Below are 26,922 nucleotides of genomic sequence, written 5' to 3'. Positions count from 1 at the left end.
GCGACGATTGCCACATCAAAATGCTTGGCAAGAAGCAGGAACAATTAGCTATCTTGGTTTACACTAAGTTTAAGCATTACAAAGTAAGTAAAGGGTTTGCTAATTAATGAATATTAGAAATAACGTACTGATCGTTGATGATCACCCAATGGTATGTGCAGCGATAAAAACCACCTTAGGTACATCTGCATTAGTTGGTGATATATATACAGTCGCTAGTCAAAAAGCGGCATTGGATGCTTTAAAGAAAAATAATATCACGCTTATTATTTTAGATATTGAATTGGAAGATTCTGACGGTTTTAGCTTATATAAACGCGCGCTTTTAGATGGGTATAAAGGGCATGTTCTTTTTTTATCCGCTAAACAAGATAAGCATATAATTCGTACCGCCGCAAAGTTGGGAGCTCAAGGGTTTATCAATAAGGCTGAGAGCTTAGAAGATATCACTTCTGCAGTTGAATTAATTTTACGTGGTTTTACTTTTTTCCCGCAAGGTGATTTGGTTAGTAACGATAAAGATCTAGATGAAATACTTACTGAGCGTGAACTTACTGTCATGCGATATCTTATAGAAGGGCTATCTAATAAGGATATAGGTGAAAAATTGTTTATAAGTAATAAAACAGTCAGCACCTATAAAACGAAGATATTCGAAAAGCTAGGTGTTGACTCAGTCATTTCACTGGCGAAACTTGTAAAAGAAGACTCTTTTTAAAATTTAGCTGTAAGAAGTTAAGTACACCCTGTGTAATTTAATACATTTTACAGCTAATTCCTTTCATTTTTGTTTCAACCCGTGCATAAAAACGCTTTTTTACTGAATGATTAAGCTTATATTAAAGTTTCCTGAAATATTTTTTTTAAACCTCGCTTTGACATGAAATGTTACATTTATGTGCGTCTTTAATTTATTTAAAAAAAAACCGTCGTTAGTTAGCGGCTTTTATAGACCTTCGAAAAATCCACCTGTTGCATTTATGTTAATCCTTTGTTTTTTGTATTTTAGTTTATGCTGCTTCTGAAGATTTATTTCTAGTTAATTCCAAACATCAAGTTGACAGCGTGCATTGCATTTAGCATTATTGGAGGGTTGATATCTATTAAAAGATATCAGGGTTGTCTTCTTCGGAGGATAATTAAATTATAAAAGTAACATTACTTAATTGGTTGGGAACTATGTCTGTTAAAATCAGAAAGAGTCTTGTAGCAACTGCGTTGGTTGGCGCATTTGCATTCGCAAGCAGCAATGTGATTGCAGATCCTTTGAAGGACGTGCAAAACGCAGGTCTAAAAATTCAAACGGCTGCGGTTAAGTCTCAAACTAAAATTGACAACGTATACGGTCAAACTCAAGAGCTTATCGCTGAGTACCGTAGCATTGTTGATGAAACTGAGCTTTTGAAAGTATACAACGATCACGTTGCACGTTTGGTCGCTGACCAAAATGCACAAATTGAATCGTTTGACCGTCAAATCGCTACTATCGACAACACAAAACAAAACGTTGTGCCTTTGATGTATCGCATGATCGATACGCTCGAGCAATTCATCAAAGCGGACGTTCCGTTTAACAGTGACAATCGTTTAGCGCGCGTTGAAAGATTACGTGAAACAATGGTTTCTTCTTCTGTAACTACATCAGAGAAATTCCGTCAAGTATTAGAAGCCTACACTATTGAAGCTGCATACAGCTCTTTAGTTGCTGCTTCACAAGGTACTTTAGAAGTTGATGGCAAAAGCATAAATGTTGATTTCGGCCAATTAGGTCGTATCACTTATGTTGCACAATCGTTTGACCTTAAGCACGCGTGGGTTTGGGATAACAACACTAAGCAGTGGAAAGAATTAGGTGATGAATACCTAAAACCTGTTAAAGAAGTTATCCGTATGGCGCGTAAGCAAGCGACATTAGAACTTGTTAAACTACCAATCTTTGGCGCGGAGTAATCAATAATGAAGAAACTATTTAAAGGTTTTGCTGTTGCAGCAGTACTGTCTGTTTCTGCAGGTACCGCGCTTAATGCACATGCAAGTTCTGCTGCTCTAGATAAAATTCTTGAGCAAGTAAAACAAGAGCGTATCTCTGAAGGCAAAATCAATAAGCAACGTGAGCAAGAGTTTCTTTCTGCTCGTGCTGACAAGCAAGCGTTACTTAATAAAGCGAAAAGCCAATTAGCGTCTGAAAAGTCGCGTGGAACTCGTTTAACTAAAGAATATGCACAAAACGAAAATACAATGAATGAGAAAGCAGCAGCTCTACAAAGTGCACAAGGTACTTTAGGTGAGATGTTTGGTGTTGTACGTCGTGCAGCTCAAGATGCAATCGGTTCAATTGAAGCGTCACTTGTATCTGCTGAAAAGCCAGGCCGTGCTGAAATCTTACGTTCATTAGCTGCTGCTAAAGAATTACCAACAGTTCGTGAACTTGAAGAGCTTTGGATTTCTTTACAAACTGAAATGACTGAGTCAGCGAAGGTTTCAACATTTGAAACTGAAGTTGCAGGTCTTGACGGTAATGCATCTATCAAGAAAGTAACGCGTATTGGTAACTTCAACTTAGTAACAGATGACGGATACTTAATCTATTCACCTGAAACTAAATCGATTCAGCCACTAGGTAAGCAACCAGACGGTTTTATCCTTGCAGGTATTGATGATTTAGCAAATACTTCATCTGATAACTTTGCTGGTGTTTATGTGGATCCAACTCGTGGTGCGATCTTACGTATCAATACACAAAAAGCGACACTTGAAGAGTACTATCATCAAGGTGACGTTGTTGGTTACATCATCACTGCGTTGTTAGGCTTAGGTTTATTAATCTTCCTAGCTCGTTTTGTTGACCTAACGCTTACAAAAAGCAAAATCAACAGCCAGCTTAAAAATCTTGCTACACCGAATACAAATAACCCATTGGGTCGTATTCTTAAAGTGTACCATGATAATAAGAATCAAGACGTTGAAAACCTTGAGCTTAAGCTTGATGAAGCGATTCTTCGTGAAACGCCACGCATTGAAGCTGGTATCAACATTATCAAAATCCTTGCTGCAATCGCGCCACTACTTGGTCTACTAGGTACGGTAATCGGTATGATCTTAACGTTCCAAACAATCACATTGTTCGGTACAGGTGATCCGAAGATCATGGCAGGTAACATCTCTCTAGCACTTGTAACTACTGCGCTAGGTCTAATTGCTGCACTACCACTTATTCTTCTTCACGCTGTTGTTGCGGGTCGTAGTAAGTCGGTATTACACATCCTTGATGAGCAAAGCGCAGGTATCATCGCTACTCACGCGGAGAAGGAGAAAGCCTAATGCTAGTCCTGATGGAAATCTGGGAATCTATCAGGGATTTTGTTGGCACAGGCGGCCAGGTTTTATACGTGGTCGCGATAGCACTCTTTCTTATGTGGGTTTTAATGATTGAGCGCTATTGGTTCTTACTTGCAGAGTTTCCTCGTTTATCGAAGGGAATTATAGCTAAGTGGGATGCCCGCCAAGACACTACGTCTTGGTACGCACACAGAATCCGTGAAGCATGGATTTCTGAAGCGTCTGAAAAATTAGATCAGCGTATGTTGTTGATTAAAACATTGGTAGCTGTTTGTCCTTTAATTGGCTTACTTGGTACAGTAACAGGCATGATCGCGGTTTTTGAAACCATGGCAAGCCAAGGTACGGGTAATGCACGTTTAATGGCATCAGGTATTTCAATGGCAACAATCCCAACAATGGCTGGAATGGTTGCGGCACTATCTGGAGTATTTTTTAGCTCACGTCTTGAGACAAAAGCTAAAATGGTGAAAGCCAAACTTATTGATAGTATGCCTCATCACTAGAGAGAGAATTAAATATGGCACGTAAACAACGTTTTCGTGAAGAAGAAGATGCAACGGTCGATATGACACCGATGCTTGACATCGTATTTATCATGCTTATTTTCTTTATCGTAACTACATCGTTCGTTAAAGAGGCTGGTATCGAGGTCAATAAACCAAAAGCGGCCCAAGCTACGAAGCAAAAAAATGCTAACATTTTTATTGCTATTCGTGACAACGGCGAAATCTGGATTGATAAACAGCAAGTTGATGTTGAACGTGTTTCAGCAAAAATTGAAAGTTTATTAGCAGAACAACCTACTGAAGTTGTAATTTTGCAAGCTGACAAAGATGCAAAACATGGCGTAGTGGTTAAAGTTATGGACCAGATTAAAGCGACGGGCGATAACCTGAGAATTTCAATAGCTGGAGATCAGTAATGATTCGTTTTCTGTTTTCACTGATTGCAGGTGGGGCAGTTACTTTCGGCTTGTTCTACTTCATGGCTTTCCTCATCTCTGGTGGGGCTGACCGTAATACGGAACAAAAAGAGCAGATCATAGTCGAAATTATGACGAATCCGCCTGAATCTAAGGTGCAAGAGAGGAAGCGTGTACCGCCTCCGCCTCCACCACCGCCAAAGCAGCCGCCTAAACCGCAGCCGCCACAGCCGGAAAACAACAACCCAAATCCGGGTGCTATGTCATTTAATATGGGCAGCATCGATGTGGGAAGTTCGGCAGGTGGTTTAAGTGGTCCAGGTGCATTTGGACGTGACGGTGATGCGACACCTATCGTTCGAATTGAACCTAAATATCCAACACAAGCAGCACGTGATGGTAAAGAAGGTTGGGTACAACTTTCATTCTCAATTGATGAGCTAGGTGGAGTGACTGACATCGATGTTATCGACGCAGACCCTAAACGTATCTTTGATAGAGAAGCTAAACGTGCGCTTGGTAAGTGGAAGTACCGTCCTAAGATTATTGACGGAAAACCACAAAAACAAGTTGGTTTACAAGTTCAGCTAGACTTTAAACTTAACCAAGGCAATTAAGGAGGCAAGTATGAGAAATTTATCTAAAGTAACAGCACTTGCGGTACTTATGTCTTTCTCAGGTGCAGTATTTACTGCACCTGCTTTAGCGGCGCCTGATTACGCAAAGATAGAAGAGCGTAAAAAAGTAAAAACTAGAGTGATGGGAGAGCGTGTTGGTAAGAAAGTTATTAAAGCGTTTGAGCTTTATAACGAAGAAAAGCTTGATGAAGCAATTGCTATGCTTAAAGAGCTTGAGCCATCAGATGACTTTGATAAAGCGACAGTTAACCGCTACTTAGGTAGTATGTATGCGCAAAAAGAGCAGTATAAAGTTGCGATTAAATACCTAGAACTAGCTGTTGCGCCTGATATTTTAAACTTTGCTGATCATGAGCAAAGCTTAAAAACATTAGGTGATATGTTAGCTGGCACAGAGCAGTATGAAAAAGCGAAAAAAGCGTATGTTGCGTGGATGGACTTTACTGGTCAAGAAGATGCAACTGTTTACACACGCATCGCCCAAGCGAATCATCAGTTAGGAAAATTCAAAGATGTTTTTGAACCGGCAGATAAGGCAATTAAACTTCAAAAAGAGCCAAATAAAGGCCCTTACCAATTAAAATTAGGTTCTTATTTTGAACTTAAAGACTATAAAAATATGGTTAAAGTTGGTGAAGAGATTGTTCGTGTTTGGCCTGATGATAAAAAAGCATGGGTAGGCTTAGGTAAATACTACCTCCAGACGGAAGACTATAAAACCGGTCTTTCGACGATGGAAGTCGCATTTAATAATGGCTACTTTGAAACTGAAGTTGATTATAAAGTTTTGTCTAACTTCTACTCTTTGAATGCAATACCTTTTAAAGCTGCTAAAGTTTTAGAAGATGCGATCAATGAGAAGAAAGTTAAACGTACAAAACAAAATATCTCTGCAGTGGCAAGTAATTACCATCGCTCTCAAGAAATAGAGAAAGCAGCTAAGTACTATGAAGAAGCGGCAAAATTTGATGACGATGCTGAGTTTTACCGCAAAGCAGGTTCATTATTGCTTCAGTCGCAAAACTATAGTGCAGCCGTTGTTCGTTTGAACAAAGCTCTGGAATTAGGTTCTGATAAGAAAGGAACTATATATACAGATTTAGCAGAAGCTTATTACTATCAAGAAAAGTATAAGCAAGCTTATGCTGCTATTGTTAAAGCAATGGATGATCCTCGCACACGTAAGTTTGCAAAAGGTTGGTCAACTTATATTAAAGATAAAGCCGCTCGCAACGGTGTTAAGATTTAACTTTAATTTGCTGTAGCAATTTATAAAAAGCCCCATAGGGGCTTTTTTTATTGGATTATACTCATGATAAAACATTTACTAACGGTGTGCTTTCTCGGTTTTTTATTAAGTGGATGTGGTGAAAGTCACACGCAGTATCAAACAAAAGATCATGCTTTACAGACCCTGCAAACATTAAACCAATTACTAAAAACTAACGGATCAATTAAGCAAGTGAGTGAGGAGCAATGGCCATTCACAAACGCTTATTTAGAAAAACGGCATTTAATTTATCAAGGAATTAATACGTTTGATTTAGAGCCAACAGAGCAAAGGCTGTTGGATTATTTAATTATTGCTGAGCGTTTTCCTGAGCGCTATTTTCCCTGGCCAGCACATATTCCTGTGCTTGAAAATATGCTTAACTATAATCAGACGCTCGATATATCACAGCAGATAGCAAGCTGGATTAATTTTAATCAACAGCAGTTGATACTTGCCAAGGAAAGCAATCTAAAGCTAAATTCAATCGAATTGGGTATGTTAAAACAGCAGGTGAGTGTAAGTTTAAATCGGCCCAGCTTACCTTCAAATGTACAATTAGCATTACAAGGTTTTAATGAGTACTTATTAGCTTATATACCTAGAGGAAGCGCAGGTTTACATGGCTTAGCGAATGGGGGTCCATGGTATCAAAGTAAATTAAATTATTTTTCTGGTATGACTAAGCCTCCATTAAATTGGTTGGTAGCGGTACAGTCTGAATTAAAAGTAAGACAAAGGGAAAGTTTTGGATTGACGTTGGCGCTAGATCATCAGTATTCAGTATTAGAGCAGTGGCTCAAACCAACCGCGATTGAGAGCATAGGTTTTGACTGGGCACAAAATTATCAAGACCTTACTAAAGCTGTGTTAAGTAAAAAATCAGAGCTAACAGCACCAGATCAAGTATTTTGGTTGGCGATGATGGAGACCGACGTTGGTATTCACTACCATGCTTGGACACCACAACAAGCCAAAGTTAACTTGCTTAAGCACTTAAGCTTAACACCGCAGCAAGCTCAATACTTGGTTGAGGACATTGTTTTTTATCCTGGATCGAGCTTTAGCTTTTCATTTCTTTTAGATAAAAAGTAAACGTGAACTAATTACTTTTTATCTTAGACTCGCAGCTGGCACAACGTTGAATTGTTGGATCTGCATTTAAACGTTGCGAGTCAATTTTTTCTTCACAGTCACAGCAATAACCATATTGCCCAATATCCACTTGGCAGACTGCGGCTTCTAGCTGTTCTAGACGAATAATAAGCGATCTATATTCATTCCCAAGCTGCCTATCAGTTAATTCTAGCCAGTGCTCTGGATTATTTTGTTTTAATGTTTCAACGAGCGAATGGTGTAATAGGTTACTTGAGTTCGACAGTGCTGAGAGTAAAGACGTTCTTACTTTCTTTAATTCGCCATTTAGTATTAGCAGGTGGTTTTGAGCATTGATCATTATTAGTTTCCCCATTGAGCAATGCTGTAGTATTCATCAATAAAAAAAAGCGCACTATGATGTGCGTCAAATTAAGGTGCAATAGCGTATTTTTTCAAAACATCGGCAACGTCTTCTTTTGTTTTAAGACGCCTGATCTCATCGAATAAAATATCAGCTTGGCTATATTGACGTTTTAAATAGCCCAACCACTGCTTAGTACGAGAAGCAAAATACTTTTCATCTTTAGCTGGGTCATGGTGTATAGCAGAATGAATTAGATGATACAGCACATGTTCCCATTGAAGACTGACATATTGCTCGCCATTAAAATGAGCTTTAATTTTGCGTGCTAAATCAGGGTGCGAAAGTGCACCACGACCCAACATTAAATCGGCACAACCACTTCGCTTTTGGCATAGTATGGCATCCTCTACTTGCCAAATCTCACCATTTGCTACAACAGCAATATCTTTACCTTTGATTAATGGAGGAATTTTTTCCCAATAAGCGGGTGGGTTATAGCCATCACGTTTTGTGCGGGCATGAATGGCAATGCTACTAGCACCAGCACTGACAACAGCATCAACAATTTCTTGACTGTTACTATCGTCATCAAAGCCTAATCTGATTTTAGCTGTTACTTGATGCTCGCTTGGCACAGCATCACGTACAGCTTTGATGATTTCATACATATGCTCTGGATCTTTTAACAGTACAGCGCCGCCTTTACTCTTATTAACCGTTTTAGCAGGGCAACCGAAGTTTAGATCAACACCATGTGAACCAAGTTCTATCGCTCTTACTGCGTTTGCAGCTAATGCGTGCGCAACTTGCCCAAGTAATTGAATACGCACGGGTGTTCCTGAGCGAGTTAAGCCATTATTATGAAGCTCAGGGCAATAGCGATGAAATACTTTATCTGGAAGGCAGGCATCAATAACGCGCACAAATTCAGTTACGCATAGATCAAAGCCACCAATTTCGGTGAGCAGTTGACGCATTTTAAAATCGACAACCCCTTCCATAGGCGCTAAAACTAATTTCATGATAGGGGAACTTTATACAACTGAAAAGGAGGCGTAGTTTACCTGTATACCCAAGCCACCTCAAGATGCAGTTTCAGTTGGAGTAAAAAGCGATTTCAGTAAGGCATTGGTTGTAAGTAATAGTTGGCTCTATTGTTAAAATCAATAACGCAGTATAAATCGCCTTGATCTTAAACTCTCTGGTGGCTTGGATATAAATATAACCTTGATAAATCCTTATTTTACTCTCATAGTTATCTTCTGTTGTGCGTATTTTGTAGGGCTCTGGTAAAAAATTAATAAAAAGTTGTGATTGAATGAAATATTATTTTTTTAGCAAGGTCTACTTAGTATAACCTTTATGTTTTAGAGAGAGTCATAAAATGAATACAATTAAAAAGAATTCAATTGCGTTAACATTAGGCGCGGTAGTTGTAGGCAGCACAAGTTTTATTTCTGCTGATGTTCATGCAAACCCATTTGAATTTCAGCAAATGGTAACAGGCTACCAAGTCGATGCTACAGAGGGTAAATGTGGCGAAGGTAAATGCGGTGGCGATGCTAAAACTAAAGATGACAAAGCGAAAAAAGAAGGCAAGTGCGGCGAAGGTAAATGTGGCGGCGACGCAAAAGCGAAAAAAGAAGGTAAGTGCGGCGAAGGTAAATGTGGCGGCGACGCTAAAGACGCAAAAGCGAAAAAAGAAGGCAAATGCGGCGAAGGTAAATGTGGCGGCGATGCTAAAGACGCAAAAGCGAAAAAAGAAGGCAAATGCGGCGAAGGTAAATGTGGCGGCGATGCTAAAGACACAAAAGCGAAAAAAGAAGGCAAATGTGGTGAAGGTAAATGTGGCGGTAGCCACTAATCACTTTGTGATAGCATTAAGTTAATTCTATTAAAAAGGCCTTTGCGGGCCTTTTTAAATTAAGGAGTATCTATGGGAATATCTAATAAAGATGAATTTGGTATGGTGGGGCTTGGTTTACGCCGAGAAATGTTGGATGAATTACTCATTCAGGTACCAAAGCAAATTGATTTTATGGAAGTGGCTCCGGAAAATTGGCTAAAACTCGGAGGGCGATTTGCCAAGCAATTTAAATCACTTACTGATACAAATAACTTTGTCTGTCATGGTTTATCGTTATCGATTGGCTCGCCTGAACCGTTAGATATTGCGTTTATTAAATCGTTAAAAGTATTTTTTGAAATACATAACATAAAGCGCTTTAGTGAACATCTTAGTTATTGCTCTGGTACTGGTCATATGTATGATCTAATGCCCATCCCATTCACTGAAGAAGCAATTAAACATGTTGTACCGCGTATTAAGCAAGTACAGGATATTTTAGAGCAGCAAATTGCTATTGAAAATGTGTCCTATTATGCGGCTCCAGGTCAACAAATGAGCGAGCTTGCATTTACCACTGAGATATTACAACAAGCTGATTGTAAGTTATTACTCGATGTAAATAACATTTATGTAAATTCAATAAATCATGGCTATGACGGCGACCATTTCTTAGCAAACTTACCGTCAGAGCGTATTGCTTATGGCCATGTTGCTGGACATTACAATGAAGCCGATGATTTAATTATTGATACTCACGGCGCAGATGTAATAGACCCTGTATGGCAACTACTCGATAACGCTTATAAATATCACGGGGTATTTCCTACCTTATTAGAGCGTGACTTTAATATTCCTGCTATTCCCGATCTAGTTAAAGAACTGGATATAATTCATTGTCTACAAGCGAAGAACGCTATACCTCAGAGTAAAGAAAGTGCCTGATATGAACTTTATTGACACGCAACACGCGTTTATGGCGCATATTCGTGAACCACAATTGCACCCAAAGCCTAAAGGTATTGAAGATCGCCGAATGGCTATCTATCGTGACTTATTTTTTAATAATATAAATGGCTTTATTTCATCTGGTTTCCCAGTTCTGAAAACACTCTACAGTGATGATGACTGGTTACAGCTAGTTCGCTGTTTTTTTGCTGAGCACGATTGCCAATCCCCTTATTTTTTGGATATTGCGGGAGAGTTTATTCATTATTTAAGTAGCGACTATAAAATGCAAGAAAGTGATCCCGCTTTTATGCTTGAACTTGCGCATTATGAATGGATAGAACTTGATGTATCGATTACACAGCTAGACATTATGGAACGAATTATCACCACACAGCTAAGTAACACACCGCTTTACCTTAGTAGCTGTGCCCGAAATTTAAGTTATCAATACCCAGTGCAACACATTACTAGCGAATTTCAACCTTCAGAACCATCGCAACAGCCGCATTACTTTGTTGTATATCGTGATACTGAAGATGAAGTGCAGTTTATAGCTACCAATGCAATGACAGCATTACTCTTATCTATAATAGAGTCAACATCAGGAATTTATTTAGCTACGGTTATTGAGCAAGTCGCTCAGCACGCACCGCAATTTACAGAAGAGCAATTATTGCTAGGGGCTACCCAGACATTAACCGCGATGGTTGAACGTGGTGTGATCGTGACAAAAAATCAAGGTTAAACGCTTTATTGATTTTTTTACATAGACTATCATATGCGCTTTATTTGTCGCGCTTAATAAAGGTAGTCCCCATGTCAGATGATAAAGATTTTAAAGACCCATTTAACGCTATGTATTTTATTGCGTTTTTAGCTATATTTGCAGTAGTTGGGTGTTTAAATGCAATATTAGGTTGGATCACAACCGTGTCTTAATTTACCCTAGTAAATTATACTAAGGCTGTATTTTGTGCAGTCTTATCTTTTTAACTCCTTACCAACACTTTAGTTATACCACACGCCTCGTACATTAACAGATATTCTAAATTGCCTCCTGTGGTTTTTATAAATCACGTTTTATTCCTACTGAAACTCGCTTCTTGGGGTGGCTTGGGTATATAATTACCTGCTTTGTAATATTACATGTATGACAGCTAAAATTATGACAACTCCATCTATTATTAAAGACAGCATTACTACCATCGCAGATTACCCAAAAGCGGGCATTATGTTCCGTGATGTAACTACGTTGATGGCTGACCCTGCCGCGTTTCAAGCGACGATTAATGCATTTATAACTGCTTATAAAGATCAAGGTTTCACAAAGATCATTGGTACTGAATCACGTGGCTTTATTTTTGGTGCGCCACTTTCATATGCACTAGGTATCCCTTTCATTCCAGTTCGTAAACCAGGTAAACTACCGCGCGAAGTGATCTCGCAAGATTATCAACTAGAGTATGGTGAAGATGTATTAGAGCTACATACGGATGCTATTGTCCCTGGCGACAAAGTATTATTAGTGGATGACTTATTAGCGACTGGTGGTACGATTGAAGCAACGGCTAAGTTAGTTCACAAGCTTGGTGGCCATGCCACAGATGCGGCATTTGTAGTCTCTTTACCTGAACTAGGTGGCGAGCAACGTATTGCAAAAATGGGCATTAAAATCCTAAAATTGGTTGAATTCGAAGGCGAGTAATTAATGAGTTATCAAGTCCTAGCGAGAAAATGGCGTCCACAGACCTTTCATGAATTGGTCGGTCAGTCCCATGTGAAACAAGCATTGGTAAATGCTTTGACGCAAAATAGACTGCATCACGCTTATTTGTTCACTGGGACACGCGGGGTGGGTAAAACCACCATCGCACGTATTTTTGCAAAAAGCTTAAATTGTGATGAAGGCATTTCGGCTGAGCCTTGTGGAAAGTGCAGTAGTTGTGTCGATATTGAAACGGGTCGTTATATTGATTTACTTGAAATAGATGCGGCATCTCGGACCAAAGTGGAAGATACTCGAGAAATTCTCGATAATGTACAATATGCGCCAACGCGTGGCCGTTACAAAGTGTACCTGATCGATGAAGTACACATGCTCTCAAAGCACAGTTTTAATGCATTATTAAAAACCTTGGAAGAGCCACCTGAACACGTTAAGTTTTTATTGGCGACTACCGATCCACAAAAACTACCGGTTACCATTTTATCTCGCTGTTTGCAGTTTAATCTTAATGCGTTATCGCAACCCGAAATACTCCAGCAACTTGAATATGTATTAGGCGAAGAACAGTTAAGTTTTGAAACCCAAGCACTGCAAATTATCGCTAAAGCTGCTGATGGCAGTATGCGTGATGCATTGAGTTTAACTGATCAAGCCATTGCCCAAACCAATGGTGATATTAAGCATCAAGCGGTACAAGCAATGTTAGGGTTGATGGACAACCATTATAGCCAGCACTTGCTAGTGGCATTATTGGCGCAAGATGGCGCAGCATTGATGGCGCAAATAGAGCAGATTGCCACTCAAAACCCAAATTATATAGCCCTTTTAGATGATTTAATTGGTCTGACGCATTTAGCGCAATTGACACAATTAGTCCCAGACGCTGCAAAATTAGATGAATATAATCGTGAATTTATTAGCGAAGTAGCGTTGAGTTGTGACTCACAGCAAATTCAAATTTATTATCAATTACTGCTCAATGGTAAAAAAGATCTCCAATGGGCGCCAGAGCCGCGTTTAGGCTTTGAGATGATTATGCTGCGTTTATTAGCATTTCAACCAATTGATAACCAAATAGTTGCCAACACAGTATCGGCTGGACCATCAGCGGATGAAAAACGTTCTCGAGCAGGCTCGCTCAGAGACATTCTAAATAAAAACAAGCAAGCACCATCAGAGAGTAATGACGATCAAGTTAGATTGCCAGCGGGAACATCAGCTACTACATCAGCGGCCACCGCATCAGAGAAAAAACCGGTCGCAGTTCCCCACAACACAGTGGCGATGGAGCAAGAGCCAACTGCGCCAGTTGATATAGCGCCTGCTCATGTAGCTGCAGCTGATCCAGAAACTGAGCTTGAGCAACAATTAGCATCACAATATGATGATGTGATGAGCAACGCTGTGGATCAAGGCTTTGATGGCGATACTAACCATGCTCAAAAACAAAATATTAGTGACCATCAGCATAGCATTGAACCAATTGGAAACGCGGCGGTTGTACCAAGTAATAATTCACTTTCTGACTATTCCGCTACCACAGATATTAGTCAAAAAGAAGCACAAGCGCAGTCTGCAATCGCACGTATTTTACGTGATAGAAATATTTCGGGTGCAGGCACGCTTTCTGGTGGCAAAGTATCAGCAGAGCCGGTAACGACGACGATACCGGCGGTTGAGCGCAGTACACCGGTAAAAAAGTCCCAACCCCAAATAGCGGGGACAACTAGCCAAGCTGAGGCTAACGGCTACACGGCAAACATTGCACCAAATAAAATTATAAAACCTGACTTTAAAGAAAAACATCAAACAATTACTGAAAATTTAGCGCCAGAGTTACTAGAGCAAATTAATCCACAAAAAGTGGTGGCTGCACCTGAGCCAGAAATAAACATTCAAGTGCCCGATGATTTTCAAAGCCCGATCAGCGATATCCGTTTTGCGCATCAACAAGATGAATGGGCTTATTTAATTAAGCGAATGGGGCTTGGCGGGCGGATGCGCCAATTTGCACTGCACTCAATTTATTCAAAACAGCAGCAACAATTACATTTAGAAGTTGACGCATCGCAAAAACACCTTGATACACCTATGCTGAGACAAAAATTAACGGCAGCACTGGCCAGTATTTATGAGCATAATGTTGAATTAAGCATTAACTTTGAAGTCGGGGTGATTGATTCCCCTTACTTAATCCAGCAAAAAATAGATGCGGGGCGTCACCAGCAGGCGATTGATGTGATCAACAGCGATGAAAATATCGTGCAATTACAGCAGGTATTTTCTGCAATAATCGACGAAAACAGTATTCAGGCATTGTAATTTTTTGCAATAGCCCTTATCTTCATGCCAATTAAAGATTATATAAAGAGAGAGAGTTATGTTTAAAGGTGGAATGGGTAACATGATGAAGCAAGCGCAACAAATGCAAGAGCGCATGCAAAAAGCCCAAGACGAAATCGCAACGATGGAAGTTGTTGGTGAAGCAGGTGCAGGTCTTGTTAAAGTAACGATGCTTGGTAATCATAATGTTCGCCGCGTTGAGCTTGATGAAAGTTTAATGGAAGATGATAAAGACATGATTGAAGACTTACTTGCAGCAGCATGTAATGACGCAGTACGCCGCGTAGCTGATGAAACACAAGAGCGTATGGGCAAAGTTACTGGCGGTATGCAATTACCACCAGGCATGAAAATGCCGTTTTAAGTTAAAATATGCAACTTTCAGAGAGTTTAAGTCAGTTAATAGAAGCATTACGCTGCTTACCGGGCATTGGTCCAAAATCAGCGCAACGTATTGCATTTCATTTACTTGAGCGCGACCGTAAAGGTGGGAGCCAGCTGGGTAATGCATTAACAAAAGCGATGACTGCAATTGGTCATTGTCAATCGTGTCGTACATTTGCAGAGCAGCCACACTGTGATATTTGTTTAAGCATAAAGCGCCAAGACAGTGGTGTTTTATGTGTTGTTGAATCGCCTACTGATGTCTTGGCTATTGAACAAACAGGGCAGTATCAAGGTTTATACTTTGTTTTGATGGGGCATTTATCACCTATTGATGGTATTGGTCCTAACGAAATAGGCTTAGATACCCTTGAGAAAAAGCTACAGCAAGGCGGTATTAACGAAGTGATTTTAGCCACCAATCCAACGGTCGAAGGTGAAACCACTGCGCATTATATTGCGCAGCTTTGTCATCGTTATAAAGTAGAGGCTTCGCGTATTGCTCATGGTATACCTGTCGGTGGTGAGCTTGACTTACTCGATGGCATGACATTAATGCATGCGTTTAGTGGTCGCAGGGCAGTTACCGAAAATTAACTGTTAGCGTAATTAAACACTTTGAAAGAAAAAGCCTGCATTAACTTAGTTATGCAGGCTTTTTAATGGCTTTTAGCAAAACTGACATAAATATGTTTTTAATAAAATTGGTATTAGCAGGAATATAAATGCCTGAACAGCACGTAATAACTCCCAGCATAGTTGATGATTTTGTCGCCCCAATATGCACCGGCTTTTTAGACATACTTTATCAGGATGAAGATATTTTATTAATCAACAAACCCAGTGGTTTATTGAGCTTGTCGGGCAAAAATCCACTTAATTGGGACTCGGTACATTATCGATTAGTAAATGGGCAAGCAGGAGTTAGTCCGCCTTTCCCTGAAGCCAAATTACCGCATCGATTAGATTATGGCACATCAGGTATTATGGTCGTGGGGCTAAATGCTGAATCATCAAAGCAGCTTAATAAGCAATTTCAGAACCGAGCGATTACAAAACACTATATAGCGATGTTACAAGGGTGGGTTGTGAAAGATGAAGGGCAGGTTATCGCACCGATAGCGAAAGACACGTTACTTTTCCCTTTAGTTAAAATTTGTGAGATTACAGGCAAAACCGCAGTAAGTGACTACAAGGTATTAAAGCGTATTGACCAACCAAAGCGAAGTTTAGTGCAGTATATGCCTATGACAGGGCGTACTCATCAACTTAGGATCCACAGTAAAGAGATGGGTCACCCTATTTTGGGTTGTGATCTATATAAAAATGAAACGAGCGAAGCAATGGCAGCACGGTTGCTTTTACACGCCAGTGACTTATTTTTTCAGCATCCAAAAAGTGGCGAGCAGATCCACGGCCATTCGCCATGTTTATTTTAAGCGTTAAGTTTAAATGTTAATAGCCTATTTACTCAGTTTAAATAATTATTTCGTTTGCCTTTTTTATATTTCCCCTTGAAGTTAACGAACCGCGCCCCATATTAAGTGCATAACGCAGAGACTTTGCTAATTGGAGAAACACAATGACTGCAGCACAAAAAGAAACATTAGGCTTTCAAACGGAAGTTAAACAACTATTAAACCTGATGATCCACTCACTTTATTCAAATAAAGAAATATTTTTACGTGAGCTTGTGTCAAATGCCTCAGATGCGGCAGATAAATTACGCTTTTTAGCACTTTCAAACGGTGAGCTTTACCAAGGTGATGCTGATCTTAGAGTACGTATCAGTGCAGACAAAGAAGCCAATACGGTCACTATTTCTGATAACGGCATTGGTATGACACGCGATGAAGTGATCAGCTCTTTAGGCACAATTGCTAAATCAGGCACAGCTGAGTTTTTTAAAAACTTAACAGGTGATCAAGGTAAAGACTCACAGTTAATTGGCCAATTTGGTGTTGGTTTTTACTCAGCATTTATTGTTGCAGACTTAGTTACTGTTCGCACTCGCAAAGCTGGTGAAGCAGCCGGTGTTGAATGGCAGTCGCAAGGCGAAGGCGAATACACATTACAAGAAATTGAAAAAGAAGGCCGCGGAACAGACATCATTTTACACCTTCGTGAAGATGAAACAGAGTTTGCTGATGACTGGCGTCTGCGTAGCATCGTGACTAAATACTCAGATCATATTTCTACACCTGTACAAATGTACAAAGCAGAAGTACCTGAGTCTGAAGGTGAAGATGGCGAAAAAACACCAGCAGTACCAGGTGAGTGGGAAAGCATTAACCGCGCGACTGCACTTTGGACTCGCGATAAATCAGAGCTTTCTGATGAAGAGTACAAAGAATTTTATAAGCATGTAAGCCATGACTGGGAAGAGCCGCTTAGCTGGGGACATAATAAAGTAGAAGGTAAAACTGAATATACAAGCCTACTTTATATCCCTAAGAAGGCCCCATTTGATTTATGGAACCGTGAACGCCAAAGTGGTTTAAAGCTTTATGTACAACGCGTATTTGTAATGGATGACGCAGAACAGTTTATGCCAAGTTACTTACGCTTTGTTAAAGGTTTACTTGATTCAAATGATTTACCATTGAATGTATCACGTGAAATTTTACAAGATAACAAAGTAACGCAAGCAATTCGTAAGGGCTGTACATCACGTATTTTAAAAATGCTTGAGCGCATGGCTAAAAACAAAGCCGATGATTACCAAGTATTTTGGAATGAATTTGGTCAAGTGATCAAAGAAGGCCCAGCGGAAGACGCAGCTAATAAAGAAGCGATTGCTAAACTATTACGCTTTGCATCAACGCATACAGATGAAAGCACACAGAATGCGTCACTTGAGCAATACATTGAGCGTATGAATGAAGGTCAAGATGCAATTTATTACGTTGTGGCTGATTCATTTACTACAGCAAAAAGTTCACCGCATTTAGAGATCTTCCGTAAGAAAGGTATCGAAGTATTATTGCTAAGCGACCGTGTTGATGAATGGATGATGAGCCACTTAACAGAGTTTGCTGATAAACCATTTAAATCAATCACACGTGGTGACCTAGATTTAGGTAACCTAGATGATGAAGAGACCAAAAAAGCGCAAGAAGAATCTGAAAAAGAAGTTGAAGGACTTGTTGAGCGAATCAAAACAGCCTTAGGCGATACAGTAAAAGATGTACGCTTTACACATCGTTTAACTGATTCACCAGCCTGTGTGGTTGCAGATGATAATGACATGAGCTCACAAATGCAAAAGCTTATGGAGTCTGTAGGGCAAGCAGCACCAGAAGCAAAGCCTATTTTTGAACTAAACCCAGAGCACCAACTTGTTAAACATTTAAATATTGAACAAGACGAAGAGAAATTTGCTCAGTGGTCACATGTACTTCTTGATCAAGCTCTACTTGCAGAGCGTGGCACGTTAAAAGACCCAGCTGGGTTTGTGACACGTTTAAACAAACTAATGCTTGATTTAAGCAAGTAATTGCTCAAAAAATAACCTTTTAATGAAAAGGAAACCTCGGTTCCCTTTTTTTATGGTGTGTGTGTAGTCAATTGGTATAAGTTGCTTGAGTATCGCAGGCGCTTATGGAAGAATTCAGGCTTTATAATAAATCATACTGATGCAAGATAAGTAAAATCAGTATCAAACGAGGACAATGATATGCGCATTATTCTTTTGGGCGCGCCGGGTGCAGGTAAAGGCACTCAAGCTCAGTTTTTGATGGACAAGTACGGTATTCCACAAATTTCTACTGGTGATATGTTACGTGCAGCAATTAAAGAAGGCACACCACTGGGTTTAGAAGCTAAAAAAGTAATGGATGCAGGTCAGCTAATTTCTGATGACATCATCATTGGTCTTGTTAAAGAACGTATTACTAAAGCGGATTGTGAAAAAGGTTTCCTACTTGACGGCTTCCCGCGCACAATTCCACAAGCTGATGCAATGAAAGAAAATGGTGTTGTCGTTGACCACGTTATTGAATTTGACGTTGCAGATGAGATCATTGTTGATCGTATGGGCGGACGTCGCGTTCACCCAGGTTCTGGTCGTGTATACCATGTTGTGTATAACCCACCAAAAGTTGAAGGCAAAGATGACGTAAGCGGTGAAGATCTTATCATCCGCGCTGACGATACTGAAGAAACAGTCCGTAAACGTTTAGGTATCTACCATGAGCAAACAATGCCATTGGTTGATTACTATCAAGCTGAAGCGAAAGCAGGTAACACCCAGTACCACCGTTTAGACGGAACACAAGCTGTTGAAGCGGTTAATCAACAGTTAGCTGAATTATTAGGTTAATAAGCTAATAATCTAAAAAAACCGCCAATTGGCGGTTTTTTATTATCGTATTAATAATAAATCAGAGTGACTTTAAAGCACTAAGGACAGGCTCATACTTAGGCTCTGTTGATAGATCAGCCACTAATTGTTTGTAAACAACCTTATGATTTTCATCAAGCACGAAAACAGCGCGGGTTAATAACCCCATATCTTTGATCACTAGGCCATAATTTTGGCCAAAGTTACGCCAAACAGAGTCAGATAAAGTGACTACTTTATCGATGTTTTCAGCCTTACAAAAACGCGCCTGTGCAAAGGGTAAATCAGCACTGATAGTCAGCATGGCAATATTGGGAAATTGTGCAGCTACTTTTTCGTTAAAATGCTTTGTTTGAATACTACATACACCTGTATCCAGACTTGGAACCACGCTAATTAAAACAGCTTGTCCTTGGTAATTTGCTAAAGTGACCGGTGTGAAAGAACCGTCGACTACTTTAAAATCGGGCGCTTGTTCATTTAATTTCACTCCTTGGCCTAACAACGTTATGGGTTTTGATTGTGCGGTGACTTTCCCCGCATCTAACGTGTTTTCTGGAATTTCAGTCGCGAAAGCAACAGAGCAAAAAGCACTCAAGGCAAAACTGATAGAACGAAGCATAAGGTATTTCCTTTAGAATTAACGCAATTAGCCAGAGTGTATTATAATCATTGGTGCACACCAAGGTTTTAGTGAAATTTAAAATTGTAAATAGGTGTTACATTGATTAACATAATACAGTAATAAATGTTTATTCAATGATCAATAATAATAAATGTATTGTAACTAAAAAGTGGTTGCTATAAATAAACACTATCAGAGAGAAAATATGTCAACATCGGTACTAATTTGTGATGATTCAAAACTTGCGCGCCGCCAGTTAGCGCGTTCGTTACCCGATGATTGGGATATAAAAATAGAATTTGCTGAAGATGGCGTTCATTGTATCGAGCAATTAAAAGCAATTCGTCCTGAGATATTATTTTTAGATCTTAATATGCCGCAAATGGATGGCTATGAAGTACTGCAAGCCATTGAGGAATTACAGTTTCAAGTTCTTACTGTTGTCGTCTCTGGCGATATTCAACCAAGTGCCCATCAGCGTGTCATTGATCTTGGTGCAATCGATTTTATTCAAAAGCCATGTGATGCCCAAAAGCTTGCAGATATTATCGAGCATCATGGCATTAAAGATAAAGCCATGCGTGAAAGGCTCTCTCATAAATTGGGTGAGCAAGTTGACCCCGATGTAAGAGACATTTATCAAGAGTTAACAAACGTAGCAATGGGGCAAGCTGGGGATTTATTAGCACGACTGCTTAATGTGTTTGTTGAGCTACCTATTCCGAATGTAAATATCCTTGAAGTAAATGAGTTAGACATGGCGCTGCGTTCAATTGACGCAAATTCATCTACATCTGGTGTATGCCAAGGCTTTATTGGTGGAGGGGTCTCGGGAGAAGCGCTGCTACTGCTCAACGACTCAAGTTTTAAAGAAATAGCATCGTTGATGAACTACGAAGGCGAGCTTAACAATAAAGTTGAATTAGAATTGCTCATGGACATTAGTAACATACTAATTGGAGCGATTTTAACAGGTTTATCCAGACAACTTGATATGACCTTTAGCCAAGGTCACCCGGTCGTACTAGGGCAGCATTGCGATGTATCTGATCTAGTAAAGGCTAACAAGTCTCGTTGGCAGCGTACGTTAGCTATAGAAATTAGTTACGGTATCGAAAACCATAATATTAACTGCGATTTAATGCTGTTATTTACCGAAGATTCAATGAAAACTTTGAAATACAAAGTTGCTTACCTACTAGAAGACTAACATTATGCCTGCAGCAGATTTTAATATGAATGAAATCCATTGGTTAATGGATATGTTTAATACCGTTGATGTTGGTTTAGTGGTGTTAGATCGTGACTACAAAGTGTGTATTTGGAATGGTTTTATGGAAAACCATTCAGGTTTGCTACCAAGTGCAGTGAAAGATAAAGATCTATTTGATTTGTTCCCATCAATAGATGAAAAGTGGTTTCGTAGTAAGTCTGAATCAGTTTTCATTTTGAAAAATCGCTCATTTACCATTTGGGAACAGCAGCCTTATATTTTTAAGTTTAAAAATTATCGGCCAATAACAGGCAAAGCTGATCACATGTATCAAAATGCCACGTTTATTCCGCTTTCTAATACGATGGGCGAAGTTGGTCATATTTGCATTATTATTTATGATGTTACTGATGAAGCCGTCAATAAAAAAGAGTTAGAAGCCGTTAACCGCAAACTTGAACTAATAAGTCAAACTGATGCATTAACCCAGCTTGCTAATCGCGGTCACTGGGAAAATACTTTACGCCAAGAGTTTTTACGAATAAAACGAAGTGGTGGCTGTAGTACGTTGCTAATGTTTGATATTGACCACTTTAAAAAGATAAATGATGAACATGGACACCGTTGTGGTGATGAAGCACTGCGTAACATTGCCGACTTACTTCGTAAAACGTTACGTGAAACAGACGTAGCAGGGCGTTATGGTGGCGAGGAGTTCGCAGTAACATTACTTGATACGGATAAAAAAGGTGCACAGATATTTGCAGAGCGCTTAAGAAGTGTTATTGAAAACTCATCGATATTTTTTGATGGACAGCAAGTCACGATGACAGTCAGTGTAGGTTTTGCATGTTTTGATAGTAGTTTTGAACGTCACGAAAAGTGGATAGAGGCCGCCGATAAAGCGCTTTACCATTCAAAAGAAAATGGCAGAAACCTTGTTTCAGCTTTTAGTGATATTCCACAAAGCTAATAAAAGCGAGTAAAAGTAATGGTTAAGAAAATGACGCTATGGCGTCATTTTTTATTGTTCAATTATTCTGTTGTATGGCGAGAGTCATCAGATGGGCATTGCGCCACCGTACTTACTTCCCCAGACATAGACTCCTGCTCAAGTTTCACTTTAAAGCCCCATAGCCTATAGAGGTGTTTTAATACCTCGTCATGGGATTTAGCAAGCGGGATATTTTGATGAGGTACATAACGTAGAGTTAAAGAACGATCCCCTCTAATATCCACATCGTAAACTTGAATGTTAGGTTCGTGATTGCTTAAATTATATTGCGCTGAGAGTGCCTCGCGTACTGCGTGATAACCACTTTCATCGTGAATAGCGCCAACGTGTAAATTAGGATCTTTTTCATGATCGATAATAGTAAATAATTTAAAGTCGCGGATCAGTTTCGGTGATAAAAACTGGCTAATAAAGCTCTCATCTTTAAAGTTTTCCATAGCAAAGTGCAGCGTATCTAGCCAGTTACTGCCAGCATATTCAGGAAACCACTGTTTATCTTCCTCTGTTGGGTTTTCACATATACGACGAATATCAACCATCATATTAAAACCTAATGCATACGGGTTGATCCCCGAATAGTAATTGCTGTTATATGGTGGCTGATAAACAACATTGGTGTGGCTTTGTAAAAACTCCAGCATAAACGAGTCGGTTAATTTACCTTCATCGTATAGATGGTTCAAAATAGTGTAATGCCAAAAGGTGGCCCAGCCTTCATTCATAACTTGCGTTTGTTTTTGCGGGTAAAAATACTGAGAGATTTTACGGACTATTCTAATAACTTCTCGTTGCCAAGACTCCAATAGTGGGGCATTTTTTTCAATAAAGTACAAAATGTTCTCTTGTGGTTCACGCGGGAAATGACGTTCGTGCGGCTTTTTTTCTTGCTGATGAGATGGAATAGTACGCCAAAGCTCATTTACTTGTGATTGCAGGTAATCTTCACGTTCTTGTTGGCGCTTTTGCTCTTCAAATAAAGAGATTTGTTGCGGGCGTTTGTAGCGATCCACACCATAATTCATTAGCGCATGGCATGAGTCAATTAGGTTTTCAACATCGTCAATGCCATACTTTTCTTCGCAGCGTGCAATATAGTTTTTTGCAAACAGTAAGTAATCAATAATTGAGCTGGCATCGGTCCATGTTTTAAATAAGTAATTACCTTTAAAAAAGGAATTATGGCCGTAGCAAGCATGTGCCATTACGAGTGCTTGCATTGGCAGGGTGTTTTCTTCCATTAAGTAGGCAATACAGGGATCAGAATTAATAACAATTTCGTATGCTAAGCCCATTTGCCCACGCTTGTAGTTTTGTTCCGTTTGAATAAACTTTTTACCGTAAGACCAATGACTATAACCAATCGGCATACCGACACTGGAGTAGGCATCCATCATTTGTTCAGCCGTGATCACCTCAATTTGATTTGGGTAAGTATCAAGGCGATAATGTTCTGCTACGCGCGCTATTTCGTCTTGGTATTGCTGTAATAAATCAAATGTCCAATCTGGGCCATCACTTAAACGTTTATCGGTCATATAAATACCTCGCTGTACAGCTTAAGCTGCACCTTGGTGTTGACGACTTTTTTTAAATAGCTCTCTAAAAATAGGGTAAATATCTTCAACACTTCGAATATGTTGTATGGCAAAATTATCATTGCTTTGACAAATTTTTTCATACTCACGCCATAAGCTTTGATGGGCACGCGTCGTGATCTCAATATACGCGTAATAACGCACATCATTTAAGAGTTTATTACGCAATATTTCACCGCATTGTGGGGTGTCATCTGCCCAATTATCGCCATCAGAGGCTTGCGCAGCATAAATATTCCACTCACCCGCGTTATAGCGCTCTTGTATGATCTCATGCATTAATTTCAATGCGCTGGAGACGATTGTTCCGCCGGTCTCTTGCGAATAGAAAAACTCTTGCTCATCGACTTCTTTTGCTTGAGTGTGATGGCGAATATACACCACTTCAATATCTTTATAGCTACGTGTTAAAAACTGATATAGCAAAATATAAAAGCGTTTTGCCATATCTTTGGTTGCCTGATCCATCGAGCCCGACACATCCATAATACAAAACATCACGGCTTTACTCGTTGGGTGAGGTTGTTTTTCATAATTACGAAAACGCAAATCATAGTTATCAATAAAGGGCACAGCGCCAATACGTTTTTGCAATTGGGCAATTTCTTGCTCCATTAACGCTATGGCTGCTATATCTGGTTCAGGATCAGCCATTAACGCAGCAAGCTGCTCTTGTAACTGAGCTAGCTCACGTTTTTTACCTGCACTCATCGCAACGCGCCTTGCAAGTGAGCCTTGCAGTGAACGCACGATGTCGATATTACTAGGCATACCATCGCTGCAAAACCCGGCGCGATGTGTTTTCATTTGTACTAGTTTATCAAGTTGATTTTGTTGAAGGTTTGGTAGCTCTAAATCTTCAAATAGTAAATCTAAATACTCATCTTTAGAAATTGAGAATACAAAGTCATCTTCGCCTTCGCCTGAGTCACTTGCTTCACCTTCGCCCGCACCTCCACCTTGACCACCTTGCGGGCGCTTAATTTTATCGCCCGTAGAAAATTGATCGTTACCAGGGTGAATTTGCTCTCTATCGCCTCCTTTACCTTGATGAAACGTTGGCTCACTAATATCCCGCTGCGGAATAGAAATACTCTCTCCGCTACTGGTATCAGTGACACTACGTTTATTGATAGCATCTGATACAGCTTCTTTGATCTGTTTTTTATATCGCCTAATAAAGCGTTGACGATTTAACGTGCTCTTATTTTTACCGTTCAGGCGACGGTCTATAAAATGCGCCATAAAGACCCCCTAAAAATACACCTTTGTGTGTTATTGCGATTTACGCACTCGTAAATACCATTCAGATAACAAACGAACTTGCTTTTGGGTGTATCCTTTTTCCACCATTCGATTGACGAAGTCTTCGTGTTTTTTCTGATCTTCTGCAGATGTTTTTGCATTGAATGAAATAACAGGTAATAACTCTTCGGTATTTGAGAACATTTTTTTCTCAATCACAGTGCGTAGTTTCTCATAGCTGGTCCACAACGGATTTTTACCGTTATTGTGAGCACGAGCACGTAGTACAAAGTTAACTATTTCGTTGCGGAAATCTTTAGGGTTGGAAATGCCTGCTGGTTTTTCAATTTTCTCAAGCTCAGCATTTAAGGCTTCACGGTTAAATAATTGGCCGGTATCAGGGTCGCGGTACTCTTGATCTTGAATCCAAAAATCAGCGTAGGTTACATAGCGATCAAAAATATTTTGCCCGTATTCTGAGTACGACTCTAAATAAGCTGTTTGCAATTCTTTACCAATAAACTCAACATACTGCGGAATTAAATAGCCTTTTAAGTGACTCAGGTAGCGCTCTTCAACGTCAGCAGAAAATTGCTCACGTTCAATCTGCTGTTCAAGCACGTAGAATAAGTGCACTGGATTGGCGGCTACTTCCGTGGTATCAAAATTAAAGACGCGCGATAGAATCTTAAATGCAAAGCGGGTAGATAGCCCAGTCATGCCTTCATCAACACCGGCGTAATCACGATACTCTTGATATGATTTTGCTTTAGGATCGGTGTCTTTTAGGCTTTCTCCGTCATAAACGCGCATTTTTGAGTAGATACTGGAGTTTTCAGGATCTTTTAATCGAGATAATGTTGTAAATTTAGCCAGCGTTTCAAGTGTACCCGGTGCGCAAGGTGCGTTGTATAGTTCGCTATGCTCTAGCAATTTGTCGTAAATTTTCACTTCTTCTGAAGCGCGTAAACAATAAGGCACTTTTACAATATAAACACGGTCTAAAAATGCTTCATTATTTTTGTTGTTTTTAAAGGTTTGCCATTCAGATTCGTTTGAATGAGCTAAAATCATGCCGCTAAAGGGCAGGGCGCTAATCCCTTCTGTGCCGTTATAGTTACCCTCTTGTGTAGCAGTCAGCAAAGGGTGTAGCACTTTGATAGGCGCTTTAAACATCTCAACAAATTCCATCAAGCCTTGGTTGGCAAGACAGAGTGAGCCTGAGTACGCATAAGCATCGGGATCATTTTGGGCAAAATGTTCTAGCTGGCGAATATCAACTTTACCGACTAACGCTGAAATATCCTGATTGTTTTCATCACCAGGTTCAGTTTTGGCAATCGCAATTTGATTTAAAATTGATGGGTAACGTTTTACCACTTTAAATTGGCTAATATCACCATTAAATTCAGATAAGCGTTTAGTTGCCCATGGTGACATAATCGTTTTTAAGTAGCGTGGTTTTATACCGTACTCTTTTGCGAGCAGATCAGCATCCTCGTTAGGGTCAAACAGTGCCAATGGGTGATCGTTAACCGGAGAGCCTTTAATGGAGTAAATTGGCACCTGTTGCATTAGGTACTTGAGTTTTTCTGCAATGGACGATTTACCACCGCCTACAGGGCCTAGTAAGTAAAGTACTTGCTTACACTCTTCAAGTCCTTGTGCGGCATGTTTTAGGTATGAAACGATTTGCTCTATGGCATCTTCCATACCATAAAAATCATTAAATGCGGGGTAGCGTGCGACAACTCGGTTTGAAAATAACCGACTTAGACGTGCATCAGTTGACGTATCGACCATTTTTGGCTCACCAATCGCTGTTAATAATCGCTCTGGTGCGCTGGCATATGCCGATTTATCCGTTTTACAAATTTCTAAGAACTCAGCGATACTGTACTCTTCTTCCTGTGCCGCTTCGTATCGTGCTTGGTAATGCTCAAAAATACTCATGAAGACCTCCGAAAACCTGCTTAAACTAGGTGCTTAAAGATTAAAAATAA

At 39.8% G+C, this 26,922-nt stretch carries 27 protein-coding genes; 21 read left to right on the top strand and 6 right to left on the bottom strand.

Annotated features, from left to right (window positions below):
- Positions 1 to 106 precede the first annotated feature (106 nt).
- From A7967_RS17190 to A7967_RS17155, 8 genes are all read left to right on the top strand, one after another.
- Positions 107 to 718 (top strand): response regulator transcription factor, encoded by a 612-nt coding sequence (locus A7967_RS17190; RefSeq protein ID WP_054205749.1) that lies wholly within the window; start codon positions 107 to 109, stop codon positions 716 to 718.
- A 461-nt stretch (positions 719 to 1,179) separates the two neighbouring features.
- Positions 1,180 to 1,950: a DUF3450 domain-containing protein gene (locus A7967_RS17185; RefSeq protein ID WP_054205750.1), complete on the top strand. Its 771-nt coding sequence runs from the start codon at positions 1,180 to 1,182 to the stop codon at positions 1,948 to 1,950.
- A 6-nt stretch (positions 1,951 to 1,956) separates the two neighbouring features.
- On the top strand, positions 1,957 to 3,321 hold the full coding sequence (locus A7967_RS17180) for a MotA/TolQ/ExbB proton channel family protein (RefSeq protein ID WP_054205751.1): 1,365 nt from the start codon (positions 1,957 to 1,959) through the stop codon (positions 3,319 to 3,321).
- On the top strand, positions 3,321 to 3,845 hold the full coding sequence (locus A7967_RS17175) for a MotA/TolQ/ExbB proton channel family protein (protein WP_054205752.1): 525 nt from the start codon (positions 3,321 to 3,323) through the stop codon (positions 3,843 to 3,845). The genes A7967_RS17180 and A7967_RS17175 overlap by 1 nt, the downstream gene beginning before the upstream one ends.
- A 14-nt stretch (positions 3,846 to 3,859) precedes the next feature.
- Complete coding sequence (locus A7967_RS17170; protein WP_054205753.1) at positions 3,860 to 4,264, top strand: ExbD/TolR family protein; 405 nt, start codon at positions 3,860 to 3,862, stop codon at positions 4,262 to 4,264.
- A complete protein-coding gene (locus A7967_RS17165) occupies positions 4,264 to 4,881 on the top strand; it encodes an energy transducer TonB (RefSeq protein ID WP_054205754.1) in 618 nt (205 codons plus the stop codon). The genes A7967_RS17170 and A7967_RS17165 overlap by 1 nt, the downstream gene beginning before the upstream one ends.
- 10 nt (positions 4,882 to 4,891) lie before the next feature.
- Positions 4,892 to 6,151, top strand: coding sequence for a tetratricopeptide repeat protein (locus A7967_RS17160; protein ID WP_054205755.1), 1,260 nt, complete (start codon positions 4,892 to 4,894; stop codon positions 6,149 to 6,151).
- A 63-nt stretch (positions 6,152 to 6,214) separates the two neighbouring features.
- Positions 6,215 to 7,267, top strand: coding sequence for a hypothetical protein (locus A7967_RS17155; protein ID WP_054205756.1), 1,053 nt, complete (start codon positions 6,215 to 6,217; stop codon positions 7,265 to 7,267).
- A gap of 7 nt (positions 7,268 to 7,274) precedes the next feature.
- Here A7967_RS17155 and A7967_RS17150 read toward each other — a convergent pair whose 3' ends face one another.
- Both A7967_RS17150 and A7967_RS17145 read right to left on the bottom strand, forming a co-directional pair.
- On the bottom strand, positions 7,275 to 7,628 hold the full coding sequence (locus A7967_RS17150) for a TraR/DksA C4-type zinc finger protein (protein WP_054205757.1): 354 nt from the start codon (positions 7,626 to 7,628) through the stop codon (positions 7,275 to 7,277).
- A 71-nt stretch (positions 7,629 to 7,699) separates the two neighbouring features.
- Positions 7,700 to 8,656 (bottom strand): tRNA-dihydrouridine synthase, encoded by a 957-nt coding sequence (locus tag A7967_RS17145; protein ID WP_054205758.1) that lies wholly within the window; start codon positions 8,654 to 8,656, stop codon positions 7,700 to 7,702.
- Positions 8,657 to 9,018: 362 nt separating this feature from the next.
- On the opposite strand from A7967_RS17145, the gene A7967_RS17140 reads away from it, so the two are divergent.
- From A7967_RS17140 to adk, 11 genes are all read left to right on the top strand, one after another.
- Positions 9,019 to 9,498, top strand: a complete 480-nt coding sequence (locus A7967_RS17140) for an HvfA family oxazolone/thioamide-modified RiPP metallophore (protein ID WP_054205759.1) — start codon at positions 9,019 to 9,021, stop codon at positions 9,496 to 9,498.
- A 72-nt stretch (positions 9,499 to 9,570) separates the two neighbouring features.
- Complete coding sequence (locus A7967_RS17135; RefSeq protein ID WP_064435895.1) at positions 9,571 to 10,425, top strand: HvfB family MNIO-type RiPP peptide maturase; 855 nt, start codon at positions 9,571 to 9,573, stop codon at positions 10,423 to 10,425.
- Position 10,426: 1 nt separating this feature from the next.
- Positions 10,427 to 11,176: an HvfC family RiPP maturation protein gene (locus A7967_RS17130; RefSeq protein WP_054205760.1), complete on the top strand. Its 750-nt coding sequence runs from the start codon at positions 10,427 to 10,429 to the stop codon at positions 11,174 to 11,176.
- Between the two features lie 71 nt (positions 11,177 to 11,247).
- Positions 11,248 to 11,370 carry a hypothetical protein gene (locus A7967_RS23575; RefSeq protein ID WP_269432723.1) on the top strand — a complete coding sequence of 41 codons (123 nt, stop codon included), beginning with the start codon at positions 11,248 to 11,250 and terminating at the stop codon, positions 11,368 to 11,370.
- 226 nt (positions 11,371 to 11,596) lie between these two features.
- Positions 11,597 to 12,136: an adenine phosphoribosyltransferase gene (apt, locus tag A7967_RS17125; RefSeq protein WP_054205791.1), complete on the top strand. Its 540-nt coding sequence runs from the start codon at positions 11,597 to 11,599 to the stop codon at positions 12,134 to 12,136.
- 3 nt (positions 12,137 to 12,139) lie between these two features.
- On the top strand, positions 12,140 to 14,479 hold the full coding sequence (gene dnaX / locus A7967_RS17120) for a DNA polymerase III subunit gamma/tau (protein ID WP_054205761.1): 2,340 nt from the start codon (positions 12,140 to 12,142) through the stop codon (positions 14,477 to 14,479).
- Between the two features lie 58 nt (positions 14,480 to 14,537).
- A complete protein-coding gene (locus A7967_RS17115; RefSeq protein WP_004588122.1) occupies positions 14,538 to 14,864 on the top strand; it encodes a YbaB/EbfC family nucleoid-associated protein in 327 nt (108 codons plus the stop codon).
- Positions 14,865 to 14,872: 8 nt separating this feature from the next.
- The gene (gene recR / locus A7967_RS17110; RefSeq protein ID WP_054205762.1) at positions 14,873 to 15,481 is read left to right on the top strand and encodes a recombination mediator RecR; all 609 of its coding nucleotides are present in this window, start codon (positions 14,873 to 14,875) and stop codon (positions 15,479 to 15,481) included.
- A gap of 128 nt (positions 15,482 to 15,609) precedes the next feature.
- On the top strand, positions 15,610 to 16,323 hold the full coding sequence (locus tag A7967_RS17105; RefSeq protein WP_064435894.1) for an RluA family pseudouridine synthase: 714 nt from the start codon (positions 15,610 to 15,612) through the stop codon (positions 16,321 to 16,323).
- Positions 16,324 to 16,466: 143 nt separating this feature from the next.
- Positions 16,467 to 18,380, top strand: coding sequence for a molecular chaperone HtpG (gene htpG / locus A7967_RS17100; RefSeq protein WP_064435893.1), 1,914 nt, complete (start codon positions 16,467 to 16,469; stop codon positions 18,378 to 18,380).
- A gap of 180 nt (positions 18,381 to 18,560) precedes the next feature.
- A complete protein-coding gene (gene adk / locus A7967_RS17095; RefSeq protein ID WP_054205765.1) occupies positions 18,561 to 19,205 on the top strand; it encodes an adenylate kinase in 645 nt (214 codons plus the stop codon).
- A 61-nt stretch (positions 19,206 to 19,266) separates the two neighbouring features.
- Here adk and tpx read toward each other — a convergent pair whose 3' ends face one another.
- The gene (gene tpx / locus A7967_RS17090; protein WP_054205766.1) at positions 19,267 to 19,848 is read right to left on the bottom strand and encodes a thiol peroxidase; all 582 of its coding nucleotides are present in this window, start codon (positions 19,846 to 19,848) and stop codon (positions 19,267 to 19,269) included.
- Positions 19,849 to 20,056: 208 nt separating this feature from the next.
- On the opposite strand from tpx, the gene A7967_RS17085 reads away from it, so the two are divergent.
- Positions 20,057 to 21,061, top strand: coding sequence for a response regulator (locus A7967_RS17085; RefSeq protein ID WP_054205767.1), 1,005 nt, complete (start codon positions 20,057 to 20,059; stop codon positions 21,059 to 21,061).
- A 4-nt stretch (positions 21,062 to 21,065) separates the two neighbouring features.
- Positions 21,066 to 22,037 carry a sensor domain-containing diguanylate cyclase gene (locus A7967_RS17080; RefSeq protein WP_054205768.1) on the top strand — a complete coding sequence of 324 codons (972 nt, stop codon included), beginning with the start codon at positions 21,066 to 21,068 and terminating at the stop codon, positions 22,035 to 22,037.
- Between the two features lie 62 nt (positions 22,038 to 22,099).
- Here the strand turns inward: A7967_RS17080 and A7967_RS17075 are convergent, their stop codons facing one another.
- Genes A7967_RS17075 through A7967_RS17065 form a run of 3 tightly spaced genes read right to left on the bottom strand, consistent with a single transcriptional unit; the run spans position 22,100 to position 26,872 of the window.
- A complete protein-coding gene (locus A7967_RS17075) occupies positions 22,100 to 23,614 on the bottom strand; it encodes a SpoVR family protein (RefSeq protein WP_054205769.1) in 1,515 nt (504 codons plus the stop codon).
- Positions 23,615 to 23,635: 21 nt separating this feature from the next.
- Positions 23,636 to 24,919, bottom strand: a complete 1,284-nt coding sequence (locus tag A7967_RS17070; RefSeq protein WP_054205770.1) for a YeaH/YhbH family protein — start codon at positions 24,917 to 24,919, stop codon at positions 23,636 to 23,638.
- A 30-nt stretch (positions 24,920 to 24,949) separates the two neighbouring features.
- Positions 24,950 to 26,872 (bottom strand): PrkA family serine protein kinase, encoded by a 1,923-nt coding sequence (locus A7967_RS17065; protein ID WP_054205771.1) that lies wholly within the window; start codon positions 26,870 to 26,872, stop codon positions 24,950 to 24,952.
- Between the last annotated feature and the right edge of the window lie 50 nt (positions 26,873 to 26,922).

This window comes from Pseudoalteromonas neustonica, from assembly GCF_001653135.1.
In the GTDB taxonomy this organism is placed as follows: Bacteria; Pseudomonadota; Gammaproteobacteria; order Enterobacterales; family Alteromonadaceae; genus Pseudoalteromonas; species Pseudoalteromonas neustonica.
This window is presented reverse-complemented; position numbering and strand designations above follow the sequence as displayed.

Bases quoted from the DNA above. Each gene is read 5' to 3' on its own strand.
- A7967_RS17190 (WP_054205749.1), top strand. From the start codon at position 107: ATGAATATTAGAAATAACGTACTGATCGTTGATGATCACCCAATGGTA.
- A7967_RS17185 (WP_054205750.1), top strand. From the start codon at position 1,180: ATGTCTGTTAAAATCAGAAAGAGTCTTGTAGCAACTGCGTTGGTTGGC.
- A7967_RS17180 (WP_054205751.1), top strand. From the start codon at position 1,957: ATGAAGAAACTATTTAAAGGTTTTGCTGTTGCAGCAGTACTGTCTGTT.
- A7967_RS17175 (WP_054205752.1), top strand. From the start codon at position 3,321: ATGCTAGTCCTGATGGAAATCTGGGAATCTATCAGGGATTTTGTTGGC.
- A7967_RS17170 (WP_054205753.1), top strand. From the start codon at position 3,860: ATGGCACGTAAACAACGTTTTCGTGAAGAAGAAGATGCAACGGTCGAT.
- A7967_RS17165 (WP_054205754.1), top strand. From the start codon at position 4,264: ATGATTCGTTTTCTGTTTTCACTGATTGCAGGTGGGGCAGTTACTTTC.
- A7967_RS17160 (WP_054205755.1), top strand. From the start codon at position 4,892: ATGAGAAATTTATCTAAAGTAACAGCACTTGCGGTACTTATGTCTTTC.
- A7967_RS17155 (WP_054205756.1), top strand. From the start codon at position 6,215: ATGATAAAACATTTACTAACGGTGTGCTTTCTCGGTTTTTTATTAAGT.
- A7967_RS17150 (WP_054205757.1), bottom strand. From the start codon at position 7,628: ATGATCAATGCTCAAAACCACCTGCTAATACTAAATGGCGAATTAAAG.
- A7967_RS17145 (WP_054205758.1), bottom strand. From the start codon at position 8,656: ATGAAATTAGTTTTAGCGCCTATGGAAGGGGTTGTCGATTTTAAAATG.
- A7967_RS17140 (WP_054205759.1), top strand. From the start codon at position 9,019: ATGAATACAATTAAAAAGAATTCAATTGCGTTAACATTAGGCGCGGTA.
- A7967_RS17135 (WP_064435895.1), top strand. From the start codon at position 9,571: ATGGGAATATCTAATAAAGATGAATTTGGTATGGTGGGGCTTGGTTTA.
- A7967_RS17130 (WP_054205760.1), top strand. From the start codon at position 10,427: ATGAACTTTATTGACACGCAACACGCGTTTATGGCGCATATTCGTGAA.
- A7967_RS23575 (WP_269432723.1), top strand. From the start codon at position 11,248: ATGTCAGATGATAAAGATTTTAAAGACCCATTTAACGCTATGTATTTT.
- apt (WP_054205791.1), top strand. From the start codon at position 11,597: ATGACAACTCCATCTATTATTAAAGACAGCATTACTACCATCGCAGAT.
- dnaX (WP_054205761.1), top strand. From the start codon at position 12,140: ATGAGTTATCAAGTCCTAGCGAGAAAATGGCGTCCACAGACCTTTCAT.
- A7967_RS17115 (WP_004588122.1), top strand. From the start codon at position 14,538: ATGTTTAAAGGTGGAATGGGTAACATGATGAAGCAAGCGCAACAAATG.
- recR (WP_054205762.1), top strand. From the start codon at position 14,873: ATGCAACTTTCAGAGAGTTTAAGTCAGTTAATAGAAGCATTACGCTGC.
- A7967_RS17105 (WP_064435894.1), top strand. From the start codon at position 15,610: ATGCCTGAACAGCACGTAATAACTCCCAGCATAGTTGATGATTTTGTC.
- htpG (WP_064435893.1), top strand. From the start codon at position 16,467: ATGACTGCAGCACAAAAAGAAACATTAGGCTTTCAAACGGAAGTTAAA.
- adk (WP_054205765.1), top strand. From the start codon at position 18,561: ATGCGCATTATTCTTTTGGGCGCGCCGGGTGCAGGTAAAGGCACTCAA.
- tpx (WP_054205766.1), bottom strand. From the start codon at position 19,848: ATGCTTCGTTCTATCAGTTTTGCCTTGAGTGCTTTTTGCTCTGTTGCT.
- A7967_RS17085 (WP_054205767.1), top strand. From the start codon at position 20,057: ATGTCAACATCGGTACTAATTTGTGATGATTCAAAACTTGCGCGCCGC.
- A7967_RS17080 (WP_054205768.1), top strand. From the start codon at position 21,066: ATGCCTGCAGCAGATTTTAATATGAATGAAATCCATTGGTTAATGGAT.
- A7967_RS17075 (WP_054205769.1), bottom strand. From the start codon at position 23,614: ATGACCGATAAACGTTTAAGTGATGGCCCAGATTGGACATTTGATTTA.
- A7967_RS17070 (WP_054205770.1), bottom strand. From the start codon at position 24,919: ATGGCGCATTTTATAGACCGTCGCCTGAACGGTAAAAATAAGAGCACG.
- A7967_RS17065 (WP_054205771.1), bottom strand. From the start codon at position 26,872: ATGAGTATTTTTGAGCATTACCAAGCACGATACGAAGCGGCACAGGAA.